Annotated in this window: 14 protein-coding genes; 6 read left to right on the top strand and 8 right to left on the bottom strand. The window is 39.5% G+C overall.

Annotated features, from left to right (window positions below; all coding sequences use genetic code 11):
* Window positions 1-3 precede the first annotated feature (3 nt).
* A complete protein-coding gene (locus HWV58_RS01715; RefSeq protein WP_175632401.1) occupies window positions 4-1,500 on the bottom strand; it encodes a Y-family DNA polymerase in 1,497 nt (498 codons plus the stop codon).
* A 1-nt stretch (window position 1,501) separates the two neighbouring features.
* Entirely contained in the window at window positions 1,502-2,239 is a 738-nt protein-coding gene (locus HWV58_RS01710) for an ImuA family protein (RefSeq protein WP_175632400.1), read from the bottom strand.
* A 25-nt stretch (window positions 2,240-2,264) separates the two neighbouring features.
* Here HWV58_RS01710 and HWV58_RS01705 point away from each other — a divergent pair, with 25 nt between their 5' ends.
* The gene (locus HWV58_RS01705; protein WP_235972618.1) at window positions 2,265-2,963 is read left to right on the top strand and encodes an alpha-ketoglutarate-dependent dioxygenase AlkB family protein; all 699 of its coding nucleotides are present in this window, start codon (window positions 2,265-2,267) and stop codon (window positions 2,961-2,963) included.
* Window positions 2,964-3,323: 360 nt separating this feature from the next.
* Here HWV58_RS01705 and HWV58_RS01700 read toward each other — a convergent pair whose 3' ends face one another.
* The 3 genes from HWV58_RS01700 to HWV58_RS01690 all read right to left on the bottom strand — a co-directional run bounded on the left by HWV58_RS01700 (window position 3,324) and on the right by HWV58_RS01690 (window position 4,875).
* Complete coding sequence (locus tag HWV58_RS01700; protein ID WP_175632399.1) at window positions 3,324-3,611, bottom strand: hypothetical protein; 288 nt, start codon at window positions 3,609-3,611, stop codon at window positions 3,324-3,326.
* Window positions 3,612-3,664: 53 nt separating this feature from the next.
* A complete protein-coding gene (locus HWV58_RS01695; protein ID WP_175632398.1) occupies window positions 3,665-4,105 on the bottom strand; it encodes an Hsp20/alpha crystallin family protein in 441 nt (146 codons plus the stop codon).
* Between the two features lie 371 nt (window positions 4,106-4,476).
* Window positions 4,477-4,875: a winged helix-turn-helix transcriptional regulator gene (locus tag HWV58_RS01690; protein ID WP_175632397.1), complete on the bottom strand. Its 399-nt coding sequence runs from the start codon at window positions 4,873-4,875 to the stop codon at window positions 4,477-4,479.
* 129 nt (window positions 4,876-5,004) lie between these two features.
* Between HWV58_RS01690 and HWV58_RS01685 the strand changes: the two genes are divergently transcribed.
* Complete coding sequence (locus HWV58_RS01685) at window positions 5,005-5,445, top strand: nuclear transport factor 2 family protein (RefSeq protein WP_175632396.1); 441 nt, start codon at window positions 5,005-5,007, stop codon at window positions 5,443-5,445.
* A gap of 6 nt (window positions 5,446-5,451) precedes the next feature.
* Window positions 5,452-5,814, top strand: coding sequence for a DoxX family protein (locus tag HWV58_RS01680; RefSeq protein WP_175632395.1), 363 nt, complete (start codon window positions 5,452-5,454; stop codon window positions 5,812-5,814).
* A 920-nt stretch (window positions 5,815-6,734) separates the two neighbouring features.
* Here HWV58_RS01680 and HWV58_RS01675 read toward each other — a convergent pair.
* From HWV58_RS01675 to HWV58_RS01665, 3 genes are all read right to left on the bottom strand, one after another.
* On the bottom strand, window positions 6,735-7,721 hold the full coding sequence (locus HWV58_RS01675) for a 2-hydroxyacid dehydrogenase (RefSeq protein WP_175632394.1): 987 nt from the start codon (window positions 7,719-7,721) through the stop codon (window positions 6,735-6,737).
* Window positions 7,722-8,031: 310 nt separating this feature from the next.
* On the bottom strand, window positions 8,032-8,517 hold the full coding sequence (locus tag HWV58_RS01670) for a glycosyl-4,4'-diaponeurosporenoate acyltransferase CrtO family protein (RefSeq protein ID WP_175632393.1): 486 nt from the start codon (window positions 8,515-8,517) through the stop codon (window positions 8,032-8,034).
* A gap of 832 nt (window positions 8,518-9,349) precedes the next feature.
* The gene (locus HWV58_RS01665) at window positions 9,350-9,886 is read right to left on the bottom strand and encodes a metal-dependent phosphohydrolase (RefSeq protein ID WP_175632392.1); all 537 of its coding nucleotides are present in this window, start codon (window positions 9,884-9,886) and stop codon (window positions 9,350-9,352) included.
* A 154-nt stretch (window positions 9,887-10,040) separates the two neighbouring features.
* Between HWV58_RS01665 and HWV58_RS01660 the strand changes: the two genes are divergently transcribed.
* From HWV58_RS01660 to HWV58_RS01650, 3 genes are all read left to right on the top strand, one after another.
* The gene (locus HWV58_RS01660) at window positions 10,041-10,400 is read left to right on the top strand and encodes a hypothetical protein (RefSeq protein ID WP_175632391.1); all 360 of its coding nucleotides are present in this window, start codon (window positions 10,041-10,043) and stop codon (window positions 10,398-10,400) included.
* 662 nt (window positions 10,401-11,062) lie between these two features.
* Window positions 11,063-11,611, top strand: a complete 549-nt coding sequence (locus HWV58_RS01655; protein ID WP_175632390.1) for a lipocalin family protein — start codon at window positions 11,063-11,065, stop codon at window positions 11,609-11,611.
* A gap of 890 nt (window positions 11,612-12,501) precedes the next feature.
* Window positions 12,502-17,358, top strand: coding sequence for an AAA family ATPase (locus HWV58_RS01650; protein WP_175632389.1), 4,857 nt, complete (start codon window positions 12,502-12,504; stop codon window positions 17,356-17,358).
* Window positions 17,359-17,361: the final 3 nt, after the last annotated feature.

Raw genomic sequence — 17,361 nt, 5'->3', positions numbered from 1 at the left:
GGTTTAAGCAAAAAATCCATGGATATACCATGCTGAGTTTTCGGCAGCATAATGGCCTGAGCGGAAGATCCAATACCGGTTTCCCTTTTCATCTTCAACAGTATAATAATCTCGGTGTTCTCCGCTCTCCAACCACCAAGCGCGCTCCAGCCTTTCAGGGCCATCCGCTTTTTTGATGCTGTGCCGCTCACCCTGGTAGATAAACAGCATGGGGGGATAATCCGGGATAGGGGCGGTGACATCAATTCGTTCAGGCTGGGACAGGAGCTGGATAGGCCGGTTCAATGGATTGTGAAAGCTTAATGATGTATCGTCCTGTAAATCTTTTGCCTGGATGATAGCCCGCTCGGGCCAGTAATCTGCTTTAGGCAGATAGCGTTGGATGGCATTTTTACCTACTTTCCCCGCCACGCGGTCTAAAAGCTGAGCTAATGGCTGGCTGTCAAGGCCAGCTTGAGCTGACCAAATTTTTTCCTGCTGGCGTTGCATTTTTTCGGTTTTTTCTGCAGTTAAACTGAAAAGTTCAATGCCCATACCTGGGGCAATACTGGAAATGTTCAATGCAAACAATTTTAGTAAATGGCTGGGATCATCACTTGGCCGATTGGTACCTATTGGGCTTGTGATGATTTTTCCATCTATCCGGTAACCTTTAAGAATAGCTTTTCTAATTCCCAGACCTTCATTTTTAAGTTTTTGGCAGAGTTTTTCAAGGAGCTTTTGGATGGCGATTTCGATCGCTGTAGCTGTACGGATTGGCTCCAGACAGGGCAAACGTTCTTCAAATTCCTGTATCAGGTCAACAGGGGTAAAGGCCTCGGGTTCATCACCCATAGCCTGCGATATTCTCTGAAGTAAGATCTCGCCAAACCTTCTGCGCAGTACGCTGCGTGGCATCTTTATAAAGCGTTCAATTTTATTTAGTCCCAATTTGTGGAGTTTTTCATTAACCTCCGCAGGTATTCTCAGCGCTGAGGGTGGGAGGGAGAGTAATGCGGTATACTGCTGGTGATGTTGTACGATTTCTCTCCCCTTTCCATAACGGGAAAATGCCCAGGCCGCACCAATGGTATCCGCTATTGCAGCCTTTACGGTATAGCCCGATGAGTGAAGCCGGCAAATTATATCTTTGAGATAAGCTTCCTCACCACCCCATAAATGACTGCACCCCGAGATATCAAGCAGGATGCCGTCCCCATCTGTTGAGGAGAGCGGGGTATAGCGTATGGCCCAACGGGCCAGGCCTTCCAATAGTTTTTCTTTTCTTCCCAGCTTTTCATCAAAGACTTCAAGTTCATGGACAAGTGCCCGTGCATCAGCAAGGGGCATACCGGTGCGGATACCTAGTTTGTTTGCAATGTGATTGGCTGCAATTACCATCATTCGGCCATGGCTGGCACCTGCGCAGACGACCGCTGTTTCTTTCAATTCAGGACGGCGGATGGTCATCCAGTCCGTCAATAAAAACGGAAACCATATACTTAAAATTCGCCTTGCCATATTATCCTACCTGTAGCTCATGGAGCGGTAAAACCCTGGTGTTTTCTTGATGCATCATCTCAAATGTGCTACCCGACCAGCAGATATCAAAACTGCCACCTTGCCCGTTACGCACCTTTAGTAGTTTTGCCCTCCAGCTGGGCTGACCAACGCCAGGCATACCTTCTGGAAGTATGCTGGGTAGGGGGCTGATCTTCCAACGGGCAAGACAGGTAGTGTTGGAAAGCACGCTGGGGTTTTCCCTTAAAAAGAGTGCAGTAACCTTACTTTTTTCAATTACAAGTTGGAATCTTCGGGATGTTGCAAAATTTAAGAAGGGAATTTCTGAGACCACAGCAGCGAGTCCATCGCATTTAAGGGCTTCCTCGGTTACCCATAAGAGTTCCTTTTCATTTTTCAGGTCAATGAAAATTATAGATCCTGTAGGGAGTGAAAATCTTTTAGCTGCCGGCGGGAAGAATTTTCTGGAGGCGCTAATCCAGATACAAGGACTGCCGTCTTTCATCAGCGAGGACAATATTCCGCTGATAAAACCACAGCTGGCAGCGGTTTGTTCACTGCTTTCGCAGATGAATTCATGTATGCCTTGCAAGGGAAAAACCTGATTGGGGAATGCAGATGCAAAAAGCTTTAATCCAGAAATGTTTTGCTGGAAACCTGAAGTAGCTTTATAGCCTTGCATGGAAAGGATATTCGCCCTTAGCTCCTCAATGATCTTATTTTTTGCTGCCTGATCCATAACCAACCTCCTTTTTTGTATTTACATGGACAAATATAATGCTAAAAATATTAGCATTTTAAAATTATTTTGCACATTTGTATTGAATATGGAACAGCTTAGTTTTTTTAATGTATCTGGACAGACGCCAGGTTTGCCAAAAGATGTACTGGAGTATCTGCCCGGATTTATTTCATCTGAGCTGGCGGATAGTTTATTGTCGGGATTTATTTCTACTGTACCCTGGAAACAGAAAACAATAAAGATGTACAATAAAGAGGTGATTACCCCAAGGCTTTCTGCGTGGTATGGGGATCCCCTTAGCCTGGATTATAGTTCCATTGGTAAATCCATACCCTTATTATGGACAACTGAACTTTTGGATTTAAAGCATGTAGTCGAAGCGGTTGCAGGAATCAACTTCAATAGTGTACTGCTGAATTACTACCGGGATGGGCAGGATTCAGTAGCCTGGCACAGTGACAATGAAAGGGTAATGGGATCTCATCCAGTTATCGCCTCGGTTTCTTTTGGGCAGGTCCGGGGATTTGATATCCGTAAAAAAACTGATCATCGAGAAAGATATACAGTAAGGCTTGAGCATGGTTCGTTGCTGCTCATGAAAGGAAACCTTCAAAGTATGTGGGATCATAGAATAGCAAAATCAAATAGGCCAATGGGGCCAAGAGTCAATTTGACTTTCCGAAAGATTATTGGGAGCTCAGCGCAAACGTTAAATGGATAATTGGAACAAATTGCGCCCTCGACCAAAAAAAATATCTCATTTACTTTAAGATTTTTGAGAAACGCATTAAACGAAGTGACCCTGAATGAAAAACATTTGGTCGAATAAGATCGATTATCCCCAGCCAAATAGGCGTGTTTTTTAACTGTTTTGGCTGCGGATCTCTGAGCGAGCTAAACGAAAAAGTATTACTTCTGGTCAAGATTTCACTCCCATCCGACGTTTATACTATTCTGCATACCGGCGTAATTATCAATGCGGATTTGATCTGGTGCTAATTTAACTGCTACAGAGGACTCTGAATAATGAATCATTTGGTTCTGGGAATATACGGTGAAGACCAAAAACCCAAATCCAAATCTACCCCTCCAGGTTGACCCGCTTAAATAATTCCTTGGTAATGTGTTTTACGTTTGTTCCCAGCTGCTCTAAAGTACAGTGTTTGAGCGCTAGGGGGTAAGGGATCCCATGCTCCCTTTTCACAAGGTCAATAGTCATCACCGATTCAGGTGATACCTGTTTACTACCTTCAAGAGAATCGAATAATTCAAGGGCGAATTTCGGATCATTTCCAATATCAAAGCATCCATAGGTTTCGATCCCCTTGCATCTTTTCATATTCAAAGAGATTTCCAGCTTAGTTTCCATTTTTTTAATAAAAAAGAGCCGCTCGAAAGCGGCTCTGATTGCTTGTATCACAATTACTTAATCTCAATTTGGCGTGTCACCATTTTAGCCTCTTCACGTTTAGGAATGTCTATGCATAGTACGCCGTCAATATATTTAGCCTCAATGCCTTCGGCGTTTGCACTCTCAGGTAGCGTGAATGCCCGAACAAATGAGCTATAGCTAAATTCGCGTTTCGCGTAACTGCGTTCTACTTCATCATTTTGATTTGCCTGCTCAGCAGCAATGGTCAGCACATCTCTTTCTAGTTTCAGTTTGAAATCTTCTTTTTTCAGTCCTGGAGCAGCAAGTTCAACATGATAGCGATCCGCTGTTTCGCTGATATTGGCCGCAGGCACGCGGGTCATCAACCGGTCTGAGAAAAAGGTGTCGTTGAAAATAGAATCAAAAGCGTTGTTAAAATTTGATAATGAGTTGTTTTTCTTGTTGTCGGAATTAAATTTAACCAGTGTCATAGGTCTGTCCTCCTTAATTTGATTTAATGATTAAAACTTACAATTAATTAAACTTTGAACTTCATGTTCGCTAAAAGTTATTACAACTGGAATGCCAACAGCATTTTAGATAAATTTTTCTGAAAAAATTTCAGAAAAAATGAAAAATTTTCATGCCTAAAATGTCAAAATTTCGCTTGCAGAGCATAGCTAGATCAACAGATCCTTTCTGATCCATTCAAGCTACGGGGATTAAGACTCAAAAAAATCTCTCGTCTTCTGATTTTCATTCAAATACTTTCAGGCTCAAGGCCTATCTTTTTCTGTTGAAGAAACAATAATAGTCTTTATTGATAAAGAGATCAAAGATAACTATAGCTAAAGGTCTGAGATCAGATTCGCTTAGCGGTGTTTGAAACTATAATATCATTTTTTATCTTCTCCCTATGCTGCATTCCCCACCTTGTCATTGCGCCAACGACTTCTTCGAGGGTTCGGCTATAGGGTAATAATTCGTATTCAATGCTAACAGGATATCCCACGGAAACTTTTTTAACTATAAAGCCATTCATCTCGAGCTCCTTCAGTTCGCTGGAAAGTACCCTCGCAGAAATTCCCTTTACCTGTCTTTGAAGTTCGGTAAATCTGCGGTTCCCTCTGGCCATTGCAATAATTATCATAAGTTTCCATTTACCTCCTATCGCGTATAGCGCATCGCTGACTGCCGCGAGCACCTTGTTGCAGTCATCTGTAAATTCCTTGTTTTCCAACTGGTTATAGTTTTCTTCCATGCTTGTTTGCTTTTGGTTAGTCACTAACCTTTAGGTAACGACTAACAAATTGTAAGCGAATGTAGTGTAGTTTTGTCAAATAAATAATCCAAGGGCGATTTGGCTATAATCAATTAAAGAGTAGAAATTATGAATTTAGAAATTTTAAAAAGCAAACAGGAACTAAGGGATCTTATAGATGCTTACGCAATATTAGGCGATGAAAAGAAAATATCCGAGCAGATGTCCATATTCGAGCACAATGCCAACTATACGGTTTACGTGAATGGAACTGAGGTGGCTAGTATTACCGGGACCGATAAGCTGGAAGAGGAATTTAACGGGCACGCTTCACTAGTTAAAACCTATTTCACAATGAATGGCCAGCATACCGTACAGATCTATGGTGATACCGCGACGGGAATTTTGTTTTCACAGATCAAGATGGTTAGGGAAAATGAGGGGAGGGATGTCCTTACTGATTATAGTGTTAGATACGATGATGAGTATATCCACTCTAATGGGAAATGGCTAATTAAAAAACGTATAGGCCATTTTTTAATAATCGAAGCAAGAACACTAATCCAATAATCCAAGATGAAAACAAATAAGATCGTAAATATCTCCCTTACCTCAGTTATAACGGCAGTGATATTCACAAGCGGTCTGATGAAATTTATTCATCTACCCTGGTCGGTTGCGGGCTTGGAGCATTATAATCCAAGTATTTTGGGATTGATGGAAATGGCTTTCATCATATTATTTGCAATACCTAAGACCATGAGGATGGGCTTCATCTTGCTCTGCTGCTATTTTGGCGGGGCGATTGCGACCGAGTTAGCTAGGGATGCCCCGATTTTAAATCCCGCAATCCCTTTGGTATTAATTTGGATTGTAGCATTTCTGCGGGACAAGTCTTTATTTTTAGGGGCTGCTAACTCTCAAAAGAATGCTGTTTGAAAAATCCAGCAAAAGTACGGGGTCTTTCTGTTCCGGCAGGATTTCCCCATTTTACCCTTTAAAGTCGACGAAAGATTAAGGAAGTATCCACTTGTTTTCGCTGATCGTGGCCAGCTTTTTCGGTCTATATTTCACTCCATTTCGCTTCAAAGTGGCCACTCGACTCATTTTAAGTGGTTTTTAGCCTTCTATAAGCCTGGCCGAACTCTATTGTTTTCTACAGAGAAACTAAATTGTCGATGCGCTAAAGGCCTTAAAATCGAAATCTATAAATCTTTTGTTGGAGTATTTTTTGTCGCGTTTAATTTTCCTTTAGTCAGAGCCTAAAACGTCCTTTTTAGCGCTGAATGTTGCCTTTTAGGCAATACTGGTAAGAATCAATGGGTCAAAAATTCCGAATGCTGTTTAAAAATGACCAGACCAGATTGGGAATAAGAATCAGTCCACACTTTTAGGTTATTCCCAACTTTTGGTGGTCAGTATTTTGTTTATGGGGCTGATAGATATGTTTAATAACACTCAAATCCAAAAAATGAAGCTAATAATCAATTCAATTAATGTTTTTCTTTTCTGGGCTAAAAAGGAAGCTCATCTAAACTATGTTAGACAGAGTAACCACGTTGGGAGTATCATAGTTAATACTTTCTATTAAAATCATTGAAGTATTCAGCAACTAAAAACCACCAAAGGTGGGGAAGAACCTTGAAATATACAGACTATGGCATAAGTGTAATAATAGGAGCCAAGTATCGGGCTGATCTCAAAGGGTGACAGCGCAAAAGCATTCGACAGCTCACCAATCATCAGTGCAGGAGAAGACCGGATAGCAAATTGCATCAGATAAAATATGCAACCCAGCTTCCAGGAAATGATTAAGCCCCGTTTAAGCTTATTGTCTACGGTCAGTTCCGTTTGCCCGATCAGGGCTTGATTTCATTGGTCATCGCCTTTCCTAAAGCAAAAGCATCTGCGTTCGAAAAGGTGATCTCGGCTATCTGCTGCATCGCCTCTTGGGTAAAAAATCCCTGATGGGAAGTGATCAGCACGTTGGGAAATGAAATAAGCCGGGCAATCAGGTCATCCTGGATAACTTCTCCGGACAGATCATGGAAGAACAGCGCAGACTCCTGTTCATAAACATCAAGGGCGAGATAACCCAGGTGCCCGGATTTTAGCGAATCGATCACATCAGCGGTGTGGACCAGTGCGCCTCTGCTAGTATTGACCAGCATAGCACCTTTCTTGAAATATCTAAGGCGCTGTTCATTGATCATGTGGAAAGACTGATCTGTTAATGGGCAGTGCAATGAAACGATCTCGGCATCCTCCATCACTTCATCTAAACCGGCATAAACCAACCCGTCTGCGCGTAGGTCATTATCGGGATAAGGGTCAAACGCGGATATCCTGCAGCCAAACCCTTTCAAGATTTTATACATGGCTTTGCCAATTTTGCCCGTACCTATCAAGGCCACTTTGCTGTTATGAAGATTAAAACCCATTAAAGATTCCAAGGAAAAGTTACCCTCCCGAACCCTGTTGTAAGCTTTATGGGTTTTTCGGTTAAGGGTTAAGATCATGGCCATTGCGTGTTCAGCAACTGCTTCGGGTGAATAGGCCGGTACCCGTAGGATTTTAATACCAAACTCTTCAGCAGCCTCAAGGTCGATATTGTTAAAACCCGCACACCGCAGAAGCAAAAGCTTCACGCCGTTTTCCGCTAAAGCAGAAAGGACGTCCTTATCTCCCCGGTCATTTACAAAAAGACATACCGCATCGAAGGCTTTGGTAAGCGCGGCATTGTCTAAATTCAATGCCTGTTCAAAAAAGATGAGCTGGTGACCGGTATTATATTTCTCCAGAAATTCCTGGTCGTAGGAGCAGGTACTAAAAACAGCAATTCTCATGTAGCTAGGGGTTTTTGGTAAGTTAGTCATAATTAACCTGTTATTTATTTGTTTGGTTATCCTCACAATCATTTTATTATAATCTAACCCCGGCCTGTGCTCCAGGGAAAAACCTCGATGTTAACGGAGGAAGTACAGCTAATGATACCCCAATCCAAATTTACAGTGCACACACTTACAATTCGCAAAAATTCAGATTGGTAAGGCAATAATTTGTAGTTAACATCTAAAAGACCTCTCCAATAAGCATTCTTTATTGGGCTAGTTAAGCCCGGTAGAGAATGTTTATGAAGATTAATAGAAAATACAATCAACTGCGTAGCCCGGATCTCAAGGATAGAATATTTAGATATTTATCAATGCGCCTTTTATTTTGTTGCTGCAAAAGAACTGGATAGATATTCATCAAAAGGTTGATCAAGGTCATAATCAGTGCAAAAAGGTACAGACCCTGGAAGATTTTAATGAATATGAAAACATTCATAAATCCAAATGCCAGCAGATGGTTAAGCTCTGCTTTGGTCATTTCTTGTCGATATTCAATGAGCTCACTTGCCATGATTTTTTTCTTCATAGAAAGCTTTGGATTGAAAAATTTAAAGAAAGAATGCAAGAGGACATATTTAAATAAATCCAGGCCAAGTAAACTATTGACCTTTTCATTTTTAATGAAATTAAGCTTTGTTAAACGTGGCTGGTAAAATGCCGTTTTTGCTAGCAATTCATTCAGTATAATGCCTACTATCCAAGAAATAAAAGCAATCGAGAAGCTAAAAGTTATTTGTTTGATGAGCATAATTGTCGGTTTGTTATCTTTTGTCTTCGAGTAAGGACAGCAGAAAAGCTAAAGTAAATCTTTATGCCGGAATTTAGCAACCCGGGCTGAGATTTTGTTTATTTACCAATCACCAGAAGGTTTGCTTAGTCGTTGAATGAAAAAGAAAAGCTTAACTTCGACGACTTGGAGGAGCTTCGCGTCGGATACTAAATACTTTCTAACTTAGAAAACAGCCTATTTCTGATTATCAATAAGTTACGTGAAAAAAGAAGTAATAAGATAGTAAGCTTCACAAGCTTAAAACAGGTTTAATTGCCTTTTTTATGGAGTTTATATTGACATAAGAAAATCCCCCTATTACAAACATGTTATTTTCGTATATTTAAATCTCTGGTAATATTGGCATCCACCTTTGCCCTGATATTGTAAAAAAGCCTCTAAGGAATTGAAGATGAAATAGCTACTAATGGGTAATATTATGCTCATTTAGGTAGTTAATGGGGATAATATTACCCATTTTGTTTTGTCAATCTTAACTTTTGTCAGAAAATCGTATGGTATACATATATTAATGAGTGTTATTATTCGCACGTTAACCTCGACGATGGCTGCGATGGATACCTTGAGATGCTATTCGATATCTCAACGCTGGTTCAGGTAGTATCGGATGCCATTACTAAAAATTAAGTATTTTTCATTTTTGGCTTTTCAAAGAGAGATAAGTTCAATAATTTTAAATATTTAAATCAACGGGAAGATTTAGATTAAAAATAAAGCCTTGCAGTTTTGCAAGGCTTTATCATTTGCACAACCATAAAGGAAGGTTTTCTGTATTTGACCGCCTTGTGAATTATTGCAGCATGTTATTTAATGCTTTTGTGTATAGGTCAAGATCTCCCTTGTTCATTACTTCAAGCATATCTGCCTTTTCTTTAAGGTATATATTAGCGAATGAAGGGGCATATTTAATAATAGATTTTGTGTTATCAATTAGATCACAGTATTTGATGGATTGGCTATTGGGACTAATCGTAGCTAACCGGTCAGCCTCCATAGATTTTCGACGTTTTCTGCTGAATTCAGGATAATCGTCTAAAACAAATCTATCCGTTAGCTCCCAAATCCCATTCACGATGAAATCAATTTCTTTATTATTGTATCGATATTCTAGTAAGGCCATTCTCAACAGTTCTTCAGTGCATTCAGTATCCTCGAAAAGATCATGGCATAATCCAATTTCGTACCCTAACTCTAATTCGCTTTTTTCGGCACATTCGGCAACAGCAACCAAGTGAACGGGATACGGGTCCCCAGTATATTTTCGTTTCTGTTTTCCGTGCTGTTTGGCAACAAAAATTAAAAGATTTATTTGATGTTCAGACCTCATATTGGCAATATAACCAAATCGTTGTGAATTCCGGCATCTTCCGTTGTCCCGGCTGCCTTATTGATAAATTTTTACATCTTAACTAATTGTACAAATGTATTAGCATATGGGGTAACAACTTGTTATCTTTATAGTTCACTTTAAAGTTTTAGTTATGGAACTAAAAAAGTTATTGGTGGAGTTTAGAGAAGATTCCCTAAAACACGCAGTTGAAAAACTTGATTTGATCAAGCTAAAAAACGACGAAGTAAAATATGATGGCTCATATATGAACGATGTTGATAAACTGCAACTGGTTTTGAACTACTGTCAAAAATTAATAGACAATGAAAAAAATACCAATGAATTGATTGTTCGAATGGAAGAAGGTCGAAAGACGGTAGTGGACCTATTTAAAGTTATAGCCCTACCTCCCAACATGAGGGTCAAAGTTCACTTGCATGGTGATTCATATGCAGATTTTTGGTATGTTCAAAAGGGGCAGTTGCTGTTTGGTGATTCGTATTCAATATAAAAAGAAAGATCCGTTACATAAATGGCTGTTCAACAATAGTTTTACTAACTTAACAGGTAATGCTGTAACAGACATTGCAAAGATTTACCCTAATTCTGTGACAATGTGCGGGAGATTAAATTTATTCAAATCAAACTCAATATTCTCTAGTTCCCCAATTGGCTGCCGCCTGGATGGCGCAACTCGATTTGCTCCTCCAAAAGGTGCAAAATCTCCAGGTCTATGTCTCCGGGATTCTGGTGCACATGCGAAAAGTACTGACTGTTAGGTTCTAGTCTGGCTACAAATGCCTCCTCGTGATAAATTTTGTACTTGCAGCCTCCTTAAGGATAGAGCGGATATTGTCCGACCTGGAAATGGTACTGAATTTCAAGACTGATAATTACGGCATATTTTTCCATATGGCTTACCCGTTTAAAATACAATAATGATCCTTAAGCCAAGGTTTTGCTGTAGAGAAATAATTAGCGAACAACTTCGTCTTTTTCCGTTCGGATCTATGGTGGCGTATTTCTTTGGTTAAATTTTAGCCATATTCAATTTAGCTAATCCACCGTTTGCAGTATTGTCGATTATTTGGCAAACAATCGCTCATGTTGTTGGTTTGAGTATTAATTAGCCTTTTGCCGATAGGTGAGGGTAAGAGAGTTATTTGCTATCAGATGAAAAAAACTACAATAAATAAGATAGGTTTTACCCTTGGACTCTTCGCAATCTCGATTTTGTGGAATGCCTGCAGAGTAAGCATCCCAAAAGGCGCAAAAGCGGTTAGTCCCTTCGATACTGAAAAATATCTGGGAAAGTGGTATGAGATTGCACGTATGGATTTTAAGTTTGAAAAAAATCTTAACAATGTCACTGCCAGCTATTCAATAGAAGATGGAGATCAGATAAGGGTTAACAACCGCGGGTATGATACAGTTAAGAAAGCCTGGAAGCAGAGTATTGGCAAGGCAAAACTGTTAAATCAGAAGGAAGCCCGGTTAAAGGTATCTTTTTTTGGACCATTTTATGCTGGTTATAATGTGATCGCTATTGATCCTGAATATCGATACGCCCTTGTTGCTGGAAATAGTCTGGACTATCTGTGGATACTTTCAAGATCGCCTATACTGCCGGAACAGGTTAAACGCAATTATCTAAATAAGGCGAAAGAGCTTGGATACCGCACCGAAGATCTGGTGTGGACCGTTCATAATAATCAGCGTTAAGGTTTACAGGTATTTATCTTTTATCACCCCCGAGCGCGTTGGGTGTCTGATGGACCATAATTTACATATCTCTTTTTTGGAGGGGCTTGGATGGATAGATTAGATATGTTCAGCAAAGTCAATATAGATACTATATGTTCTGAATAATTCTTATATACTGATATTAAACCCATCAATATTTACGTATAATAATTTACCGCGTAAGCATAATCATATGCGTATAGCTTTGGGGATTTGTCCTACATGAACGACTACCAGTCCAAGAACTCAAGGAAATGGGAAATGTTGATCTTATTAAACCCTACTTGCGGATCAGAGTTGGTGTCTTCAGGAAAGTCATCTTCTATAATATGTTAAGTTATAATAGGGCAAACAAATACCTAGTTTTAGGTATTTGTTTGCCCTATTATAATAATTAACTTGAAGGTAAATAAACAAACAACATGGGCCAAGACAAGCTACATACAACTGCAAGCAAAAAAGTAAATATTTACTACACATATTGTATAACTTAGGGAAAAAGGATAGGTGGTTATTCTGGTGATAAAATAGTAAGAGACAATCGAACTAACCACCATATTGCCGAGGAAGAGCATAAAGCGGAAACAAGGGAGCAATAATAAAATGCTTTATCTCTGATTTGCATGGCACATTTTTGCTTGGAATAGTGACTTCTCAGCTAATTCTTTTTGTGATTTGAAAAGTAAGCTGCAACTGTATTTCAAGATAACGCAGATCCGAAAAGTTTCCGAAATATTACCAATCAAGGCAAATTCTTGAGCAGCCCTTACCTTAATTACTTTCATTGCTGCCCAATCGATTTCAGGGCCATGAATTACCGCGAAATAACAAACTTTCGTTAAAATGTTTTCCTATTAATACTCTCAGTTATGAAGCAAATTTCAAGGCGCACATTTCTTGTACAAACAGGTACAGTGGCCGCACTTTATCCCATGGTGGGCATGCTCGAGGGCTGTGAACCAACCGAACGAAATAGTAGGCTTCTCGCCAGAGGGATTCATATCAACAAAGAGAATGGACTTAATTTAAGTATCTATCTCTTTAACCTTGAGTTTGATGGCAACCATTTAGTGCCAACATCAAAGGATGCTTTTATTGTTGTCCAGCTGCCACCCCAAAGTCTACATGAAAAGTATTTTATTCAGCCAGCTTCAAACACTGCCCCCATTAAGCAACAGGATGCTAAACTATCAGGACACTCATTTCTAGCTTTTGAGCTTTGGCCAGATTGGAAGGGAAAATTAAAAAAAAGAAAGATCAAGTACCGTACCGCTGAGCTATTGGATTGGGAAAACCAGAGCGCTTTTAAACTTTTAAGCACATTTGACCAAAAAGGTAATTTTCAGTCATTTGCTTCTCCAGCCGTTGTGGATCAGGCTTTTATTAAACCTACTCTTGAAAAGGCGCTCATTCAAATAGATCATTACAAGAGCATAATTGCCAAATTATTAGGTGATGATACCAGATATTTGAGTTTTTTTGAACTTCCTGCAGGTTTATTAATCGCTCCGCATAAGAATAATAAAGACATCGCTATCACGATAACGCAAAATGATTATCAGATATCCGATCAAACTTTTTTTGTTTACCCCAAGGATCAATCGCCAATCAAACGCCGTGTTTTAGAGCGAGGGAATCTTGAAATGCGGTTTATTCAAAAAATTGATGGTACCACCCCAATAACTGTGCCTCCCGCACTCAGAGCGATTGGTCTTTTTAGTGATGCAAAATTTAAAATTCCCAGTCCAAGTGATCCCTGTGCTTGCGTAACTGCGGGGATACCTGACGACAATTATTTGCCATCGCTACTTGATGAAGTTGAATTATTGTTTTTAAATCAACAAAGTAACACAGAAGAGCGGTTCGATATCAAAGCAAAAGGTCCGTTCCTACTGGGGGCATCAGGCGCAACTTTAAAATTTTCTTATAAAAATCATAACCTTGATGGAATCGATCCAAGCATTTCACTAGTGGAATACGAGCATCATTTTCAGGATGGTAGAGATAATTTTATTAAAGTTTCTAGGATAGGGGTAATTGCACCCACAGCTCAAAAAGCATTACACGTTAAAATTGCTGAACGAAAAGAAATAGGAGGAGTTTGTTTCGTTGATTACAAGGAATTTGTTGAAATTATTGAAACCGATAAGCCATTTCCTTCGCCTTCGAATAAACCACGAGTGGATTTTAAGTATACCGCCCCAAAGGAGATTTCTGGAGCGCCAAAGCTTGAACATTACGATAATCAGGTCTATTTTAGTAGGATTACAACCAGGTTTAAACGAACCCCTCCGATCAAAGTAGTACAGGATTGCGCTAACAATTTCTGGGTATACACTGAATTTTCCTCCGGTACAAATGCTGATCTAATGCAGTTGGAATTTGACTATTATGATCAGAATGGCAAAAAAACAGACAAAGCGGTAAAACATCCGATTTTCTTCATGAGAAGAGATTTTTTCTGTAGTAAGGATCTGTCATCGCTATTGACATCGGATATGGCAAAATTTGATGATGGTGTCAAGTTCAGGATGAATTTGCAGGACCAGTTGATAGCCTTTACGCCAGATGACCCTACACTAGATGCCCAAAACAGTGGAATAGATAATAAGATCAATCAACTAAAAGCTGAGTACAGCGATTACTATTTCACTGTAGCCAACCCAATACCAGGAATAAAAAATGTGTTTGATCGGGCCGATTTTGTAATCTATCCACAAATTTCACGTGCAAAGGTTTACATAGATCATTATCAGCAGTATAGTCAAAGCCCGTTGCCATCGCTGATTAAGTTCAATAAAGCATACCTTTCCAGATTTTTTGAAGTTAATGGAAATCCCGCAAAGGTTATTTTAGAACAATGTCCAGATTTCATGGCAGGGAAGATCAGAAATTTTGCTGGTGGTACTGATGCTAATCTTGAAACAATTACTTCCTTAAATAATGGTTACCAAAGAATTAAAGAAGTTTTTAATGAAGCTGGCGATCGCACTGGAGGAATGATCAATCCTGGGATCAAGAATAAATTAATTGCTTTTGGTGAAGAGGGACTTACCTATCCAGAAGATATAAATGAACAGTGGAAACAAAAAAAAAACTTAGCTAAAGATGCTTCAGTTGACAAAGTTTTAAAGGCCATAGATATTTTTAGTACGGATGCAGAAATCGTCGGCGTCAGCATCATCAGTATTTTAGGTGAAATTTCTGATGCAGGAGGAACACCTGCTTTCGCCGCTGATAAACTTTTGGCACAGATTGAAAATTTTGAAGCTTATGTTAAGGAACTTACCAATATCCCAATTATATTGGAAGCCATTGCAAAAGTTGAAGCGGTTAGCAAAGAGATTATCAGGCTAAAAAATATTTACGACGCAGGTAAAACAACCCTGCTTGAGGTAACCACAAGACTAAATGCTGCCAAAAATGATTTTTTGACATTAATTCCCGATGTAAATAAAATTAAAACTGCGGCCAAATTGGCTTTTGAAAAGGAGCGGTTAAATGCATTCAACTACCTTAATGCAGAACTAGCTAAAGCTAAACAAACTGCTATAGATGAGGTTGTTCGGGAGATTTACAATCTTCGACCTAATTTTGACGGTTTTAAAGCATACCTTACCACGCATGGGGTCACCTTTGAAGGCAAATTGAAAGCGCTAATTGCCAAATTACCCGATTCCGAAGAGGAGCTTAAAGCCCGTTTAATGCTCATAGACTCGAAAGTCTTCACAGATATAGATGCTGCGGTTGCTCAGTTTAAAAAACCACTTGCAGATATTAAAAGTGGTCGGGTAGATATACTGATCGGTGTAAGTTTTGAAACCTATTTCTCAAAAACAGATTTATCTGAAGGTATTTTGTTGTTGCAGGAAAAATACGATAGACTATTGGCTCGGTATATTGCTGGCGAAGTAGCGTTGAAAGCAGAGGTAAATGCCCGCCGGACCCAATTAACGAAACTTCAGGATTCAATTCGAAATTCGTTATATGAAAAGGTAAAAACGATACTTCTCTGTTATAACGAACTGATTGTGGGGATTACAGATGAGGTAGAAAGGGCTGCTGCCGAGCAATTTTTTAGTGTACTCAGATTGTTAAGTAAAGCCTCTTTTTCTTACTACGTAGACAAGTACGAAGAGATGAAGCGTGATTTTGCCGATCTAGAAAGTACTACGCTATCGGAATTAAAGAACGTATTGAAACAAGCGGAGTATTTGGCGATCAAAAAGGCAAAGGAAAGGGAGGCTAAATTACAAGAGTACATAGGATTTATAGTTGATCCAAAAGCTGAGCTCCAAACCTTAAAAACGGCCTGGGAAAGCGTTGGCAATATTGAGAAAAGTGTTACTGAAGAAATTGAAAAGGCAATAACTGATGAAATCAAAGCAATAAATTTATTTGGTGCTGCACAAAAAGCTCGGTTGATAGAGTCGCTTAAAACCGAATTTGATGGGGCAGTGTCAACCCTGACTACTAATCTCAAAGCTTATGAGGCTTTACTTGTCAATCGGGCCAAAAACGTAGTTGAGCAGATCGAAAAGGAAATGTATGCAAGGCTTGAGGGAATAACTGATATCAGTAGAATAAGAGCCCTTAAAGCGGAGTTCGACCGGATCAAAAAAATCTTAACTACACCTAAAACTGAAGAGTTTAAATATCAATGGGAGACTGGTAATTTTAAAACCGCTAACATGGGTATTCTTCAATTTAATCCGCAATCTAACCCGCCAACCAAGCTCAAAGCCGACGTAAAAACAATTGTACATATCAATCCATTGAATTTTCCCAATGTTATCGATAGGATCGATACTTATGCGGAGAATTCTTTAACGAACTTTAGTCTTACCTTTTTAAGTGCGCTTACAGTAGATTTTGCTCATCTGAATTTTGTAACAGGCTCATCGGTAAAGACTAAAATGAATGTGGGCATAAGGGATGTGAAGTTCGATGGAGCATTATCTTTTGTACAAAAATTAGAAGAACTGATGGGAGGGCTTGGAGATGGTTTTAGTATTATGATCCGACCAACCAACGTAGGGATTGGCTACACCTCTCCAGTGTTTAGTATTTCTACACCTGGTTTTATGTTCTCTAATATTTCCATTAGTGTTATCCTGCAAATATTTTTCGATCGTAAACCCATGGAGCTGACTTTTATGTTGGCAAAACCTGAAGCTAAAGCAACGATAGCAGCGGGAATTTATGGAGGGGGATTTTATTGCGCGTTGACCGCCCAGCCGAAAAATGGGTTAAAATCTATAGAAATGGCGATTGAGATGGGAGCCATTGTTGGAATTCAGCTAGGGCCAATCAAAGGAGAAGTCAGGTTTATGATTGGGCTGTTTTTTAGGAAGGATGATACAGGCGTAATTCTGGAAGGTTACTTTGTTGCTGAAGGGGTATTGAGTGTTTGGATTATCAGCGCTTCCGCTAAGTTATATATGTACGTAAGAAGCCACAATAGCTATGTGACAGGAGGCTGCAAGGTAACCTATTCTGCCAAACTAGGCTTTGTAAGAAAATCTTTTACAGGCTCCTATTCGAAAAAATTGGCAGGCGCTGAAAGTAAACGAAGTAGTAATGAACGCAGTGGATTGTCTAGCCTGGTTAAAACGCTGAGAGAAACTGAAAACGATCTCTTCGATTACAGTTTTTTGGAAGATGAGTACCAGGCTTTGACATCAAGTGAATGGACAAAATTTAATCACACATTTTACAGGCATTAAAAC

It is taken from the genome of Pedobacter ghigonis (assembly GCF_903166585.1).
Taxonomy (GTDB): Bacteria; Bacteroidota; Bacteroidia; order Sphingobacteriales; family Sphingobacteriaceae; genus Pedobacter; species Pedobacter ghigonis.
This window is presented reverse-complemented; position numbering and strand designations above follow the sequence as displayed.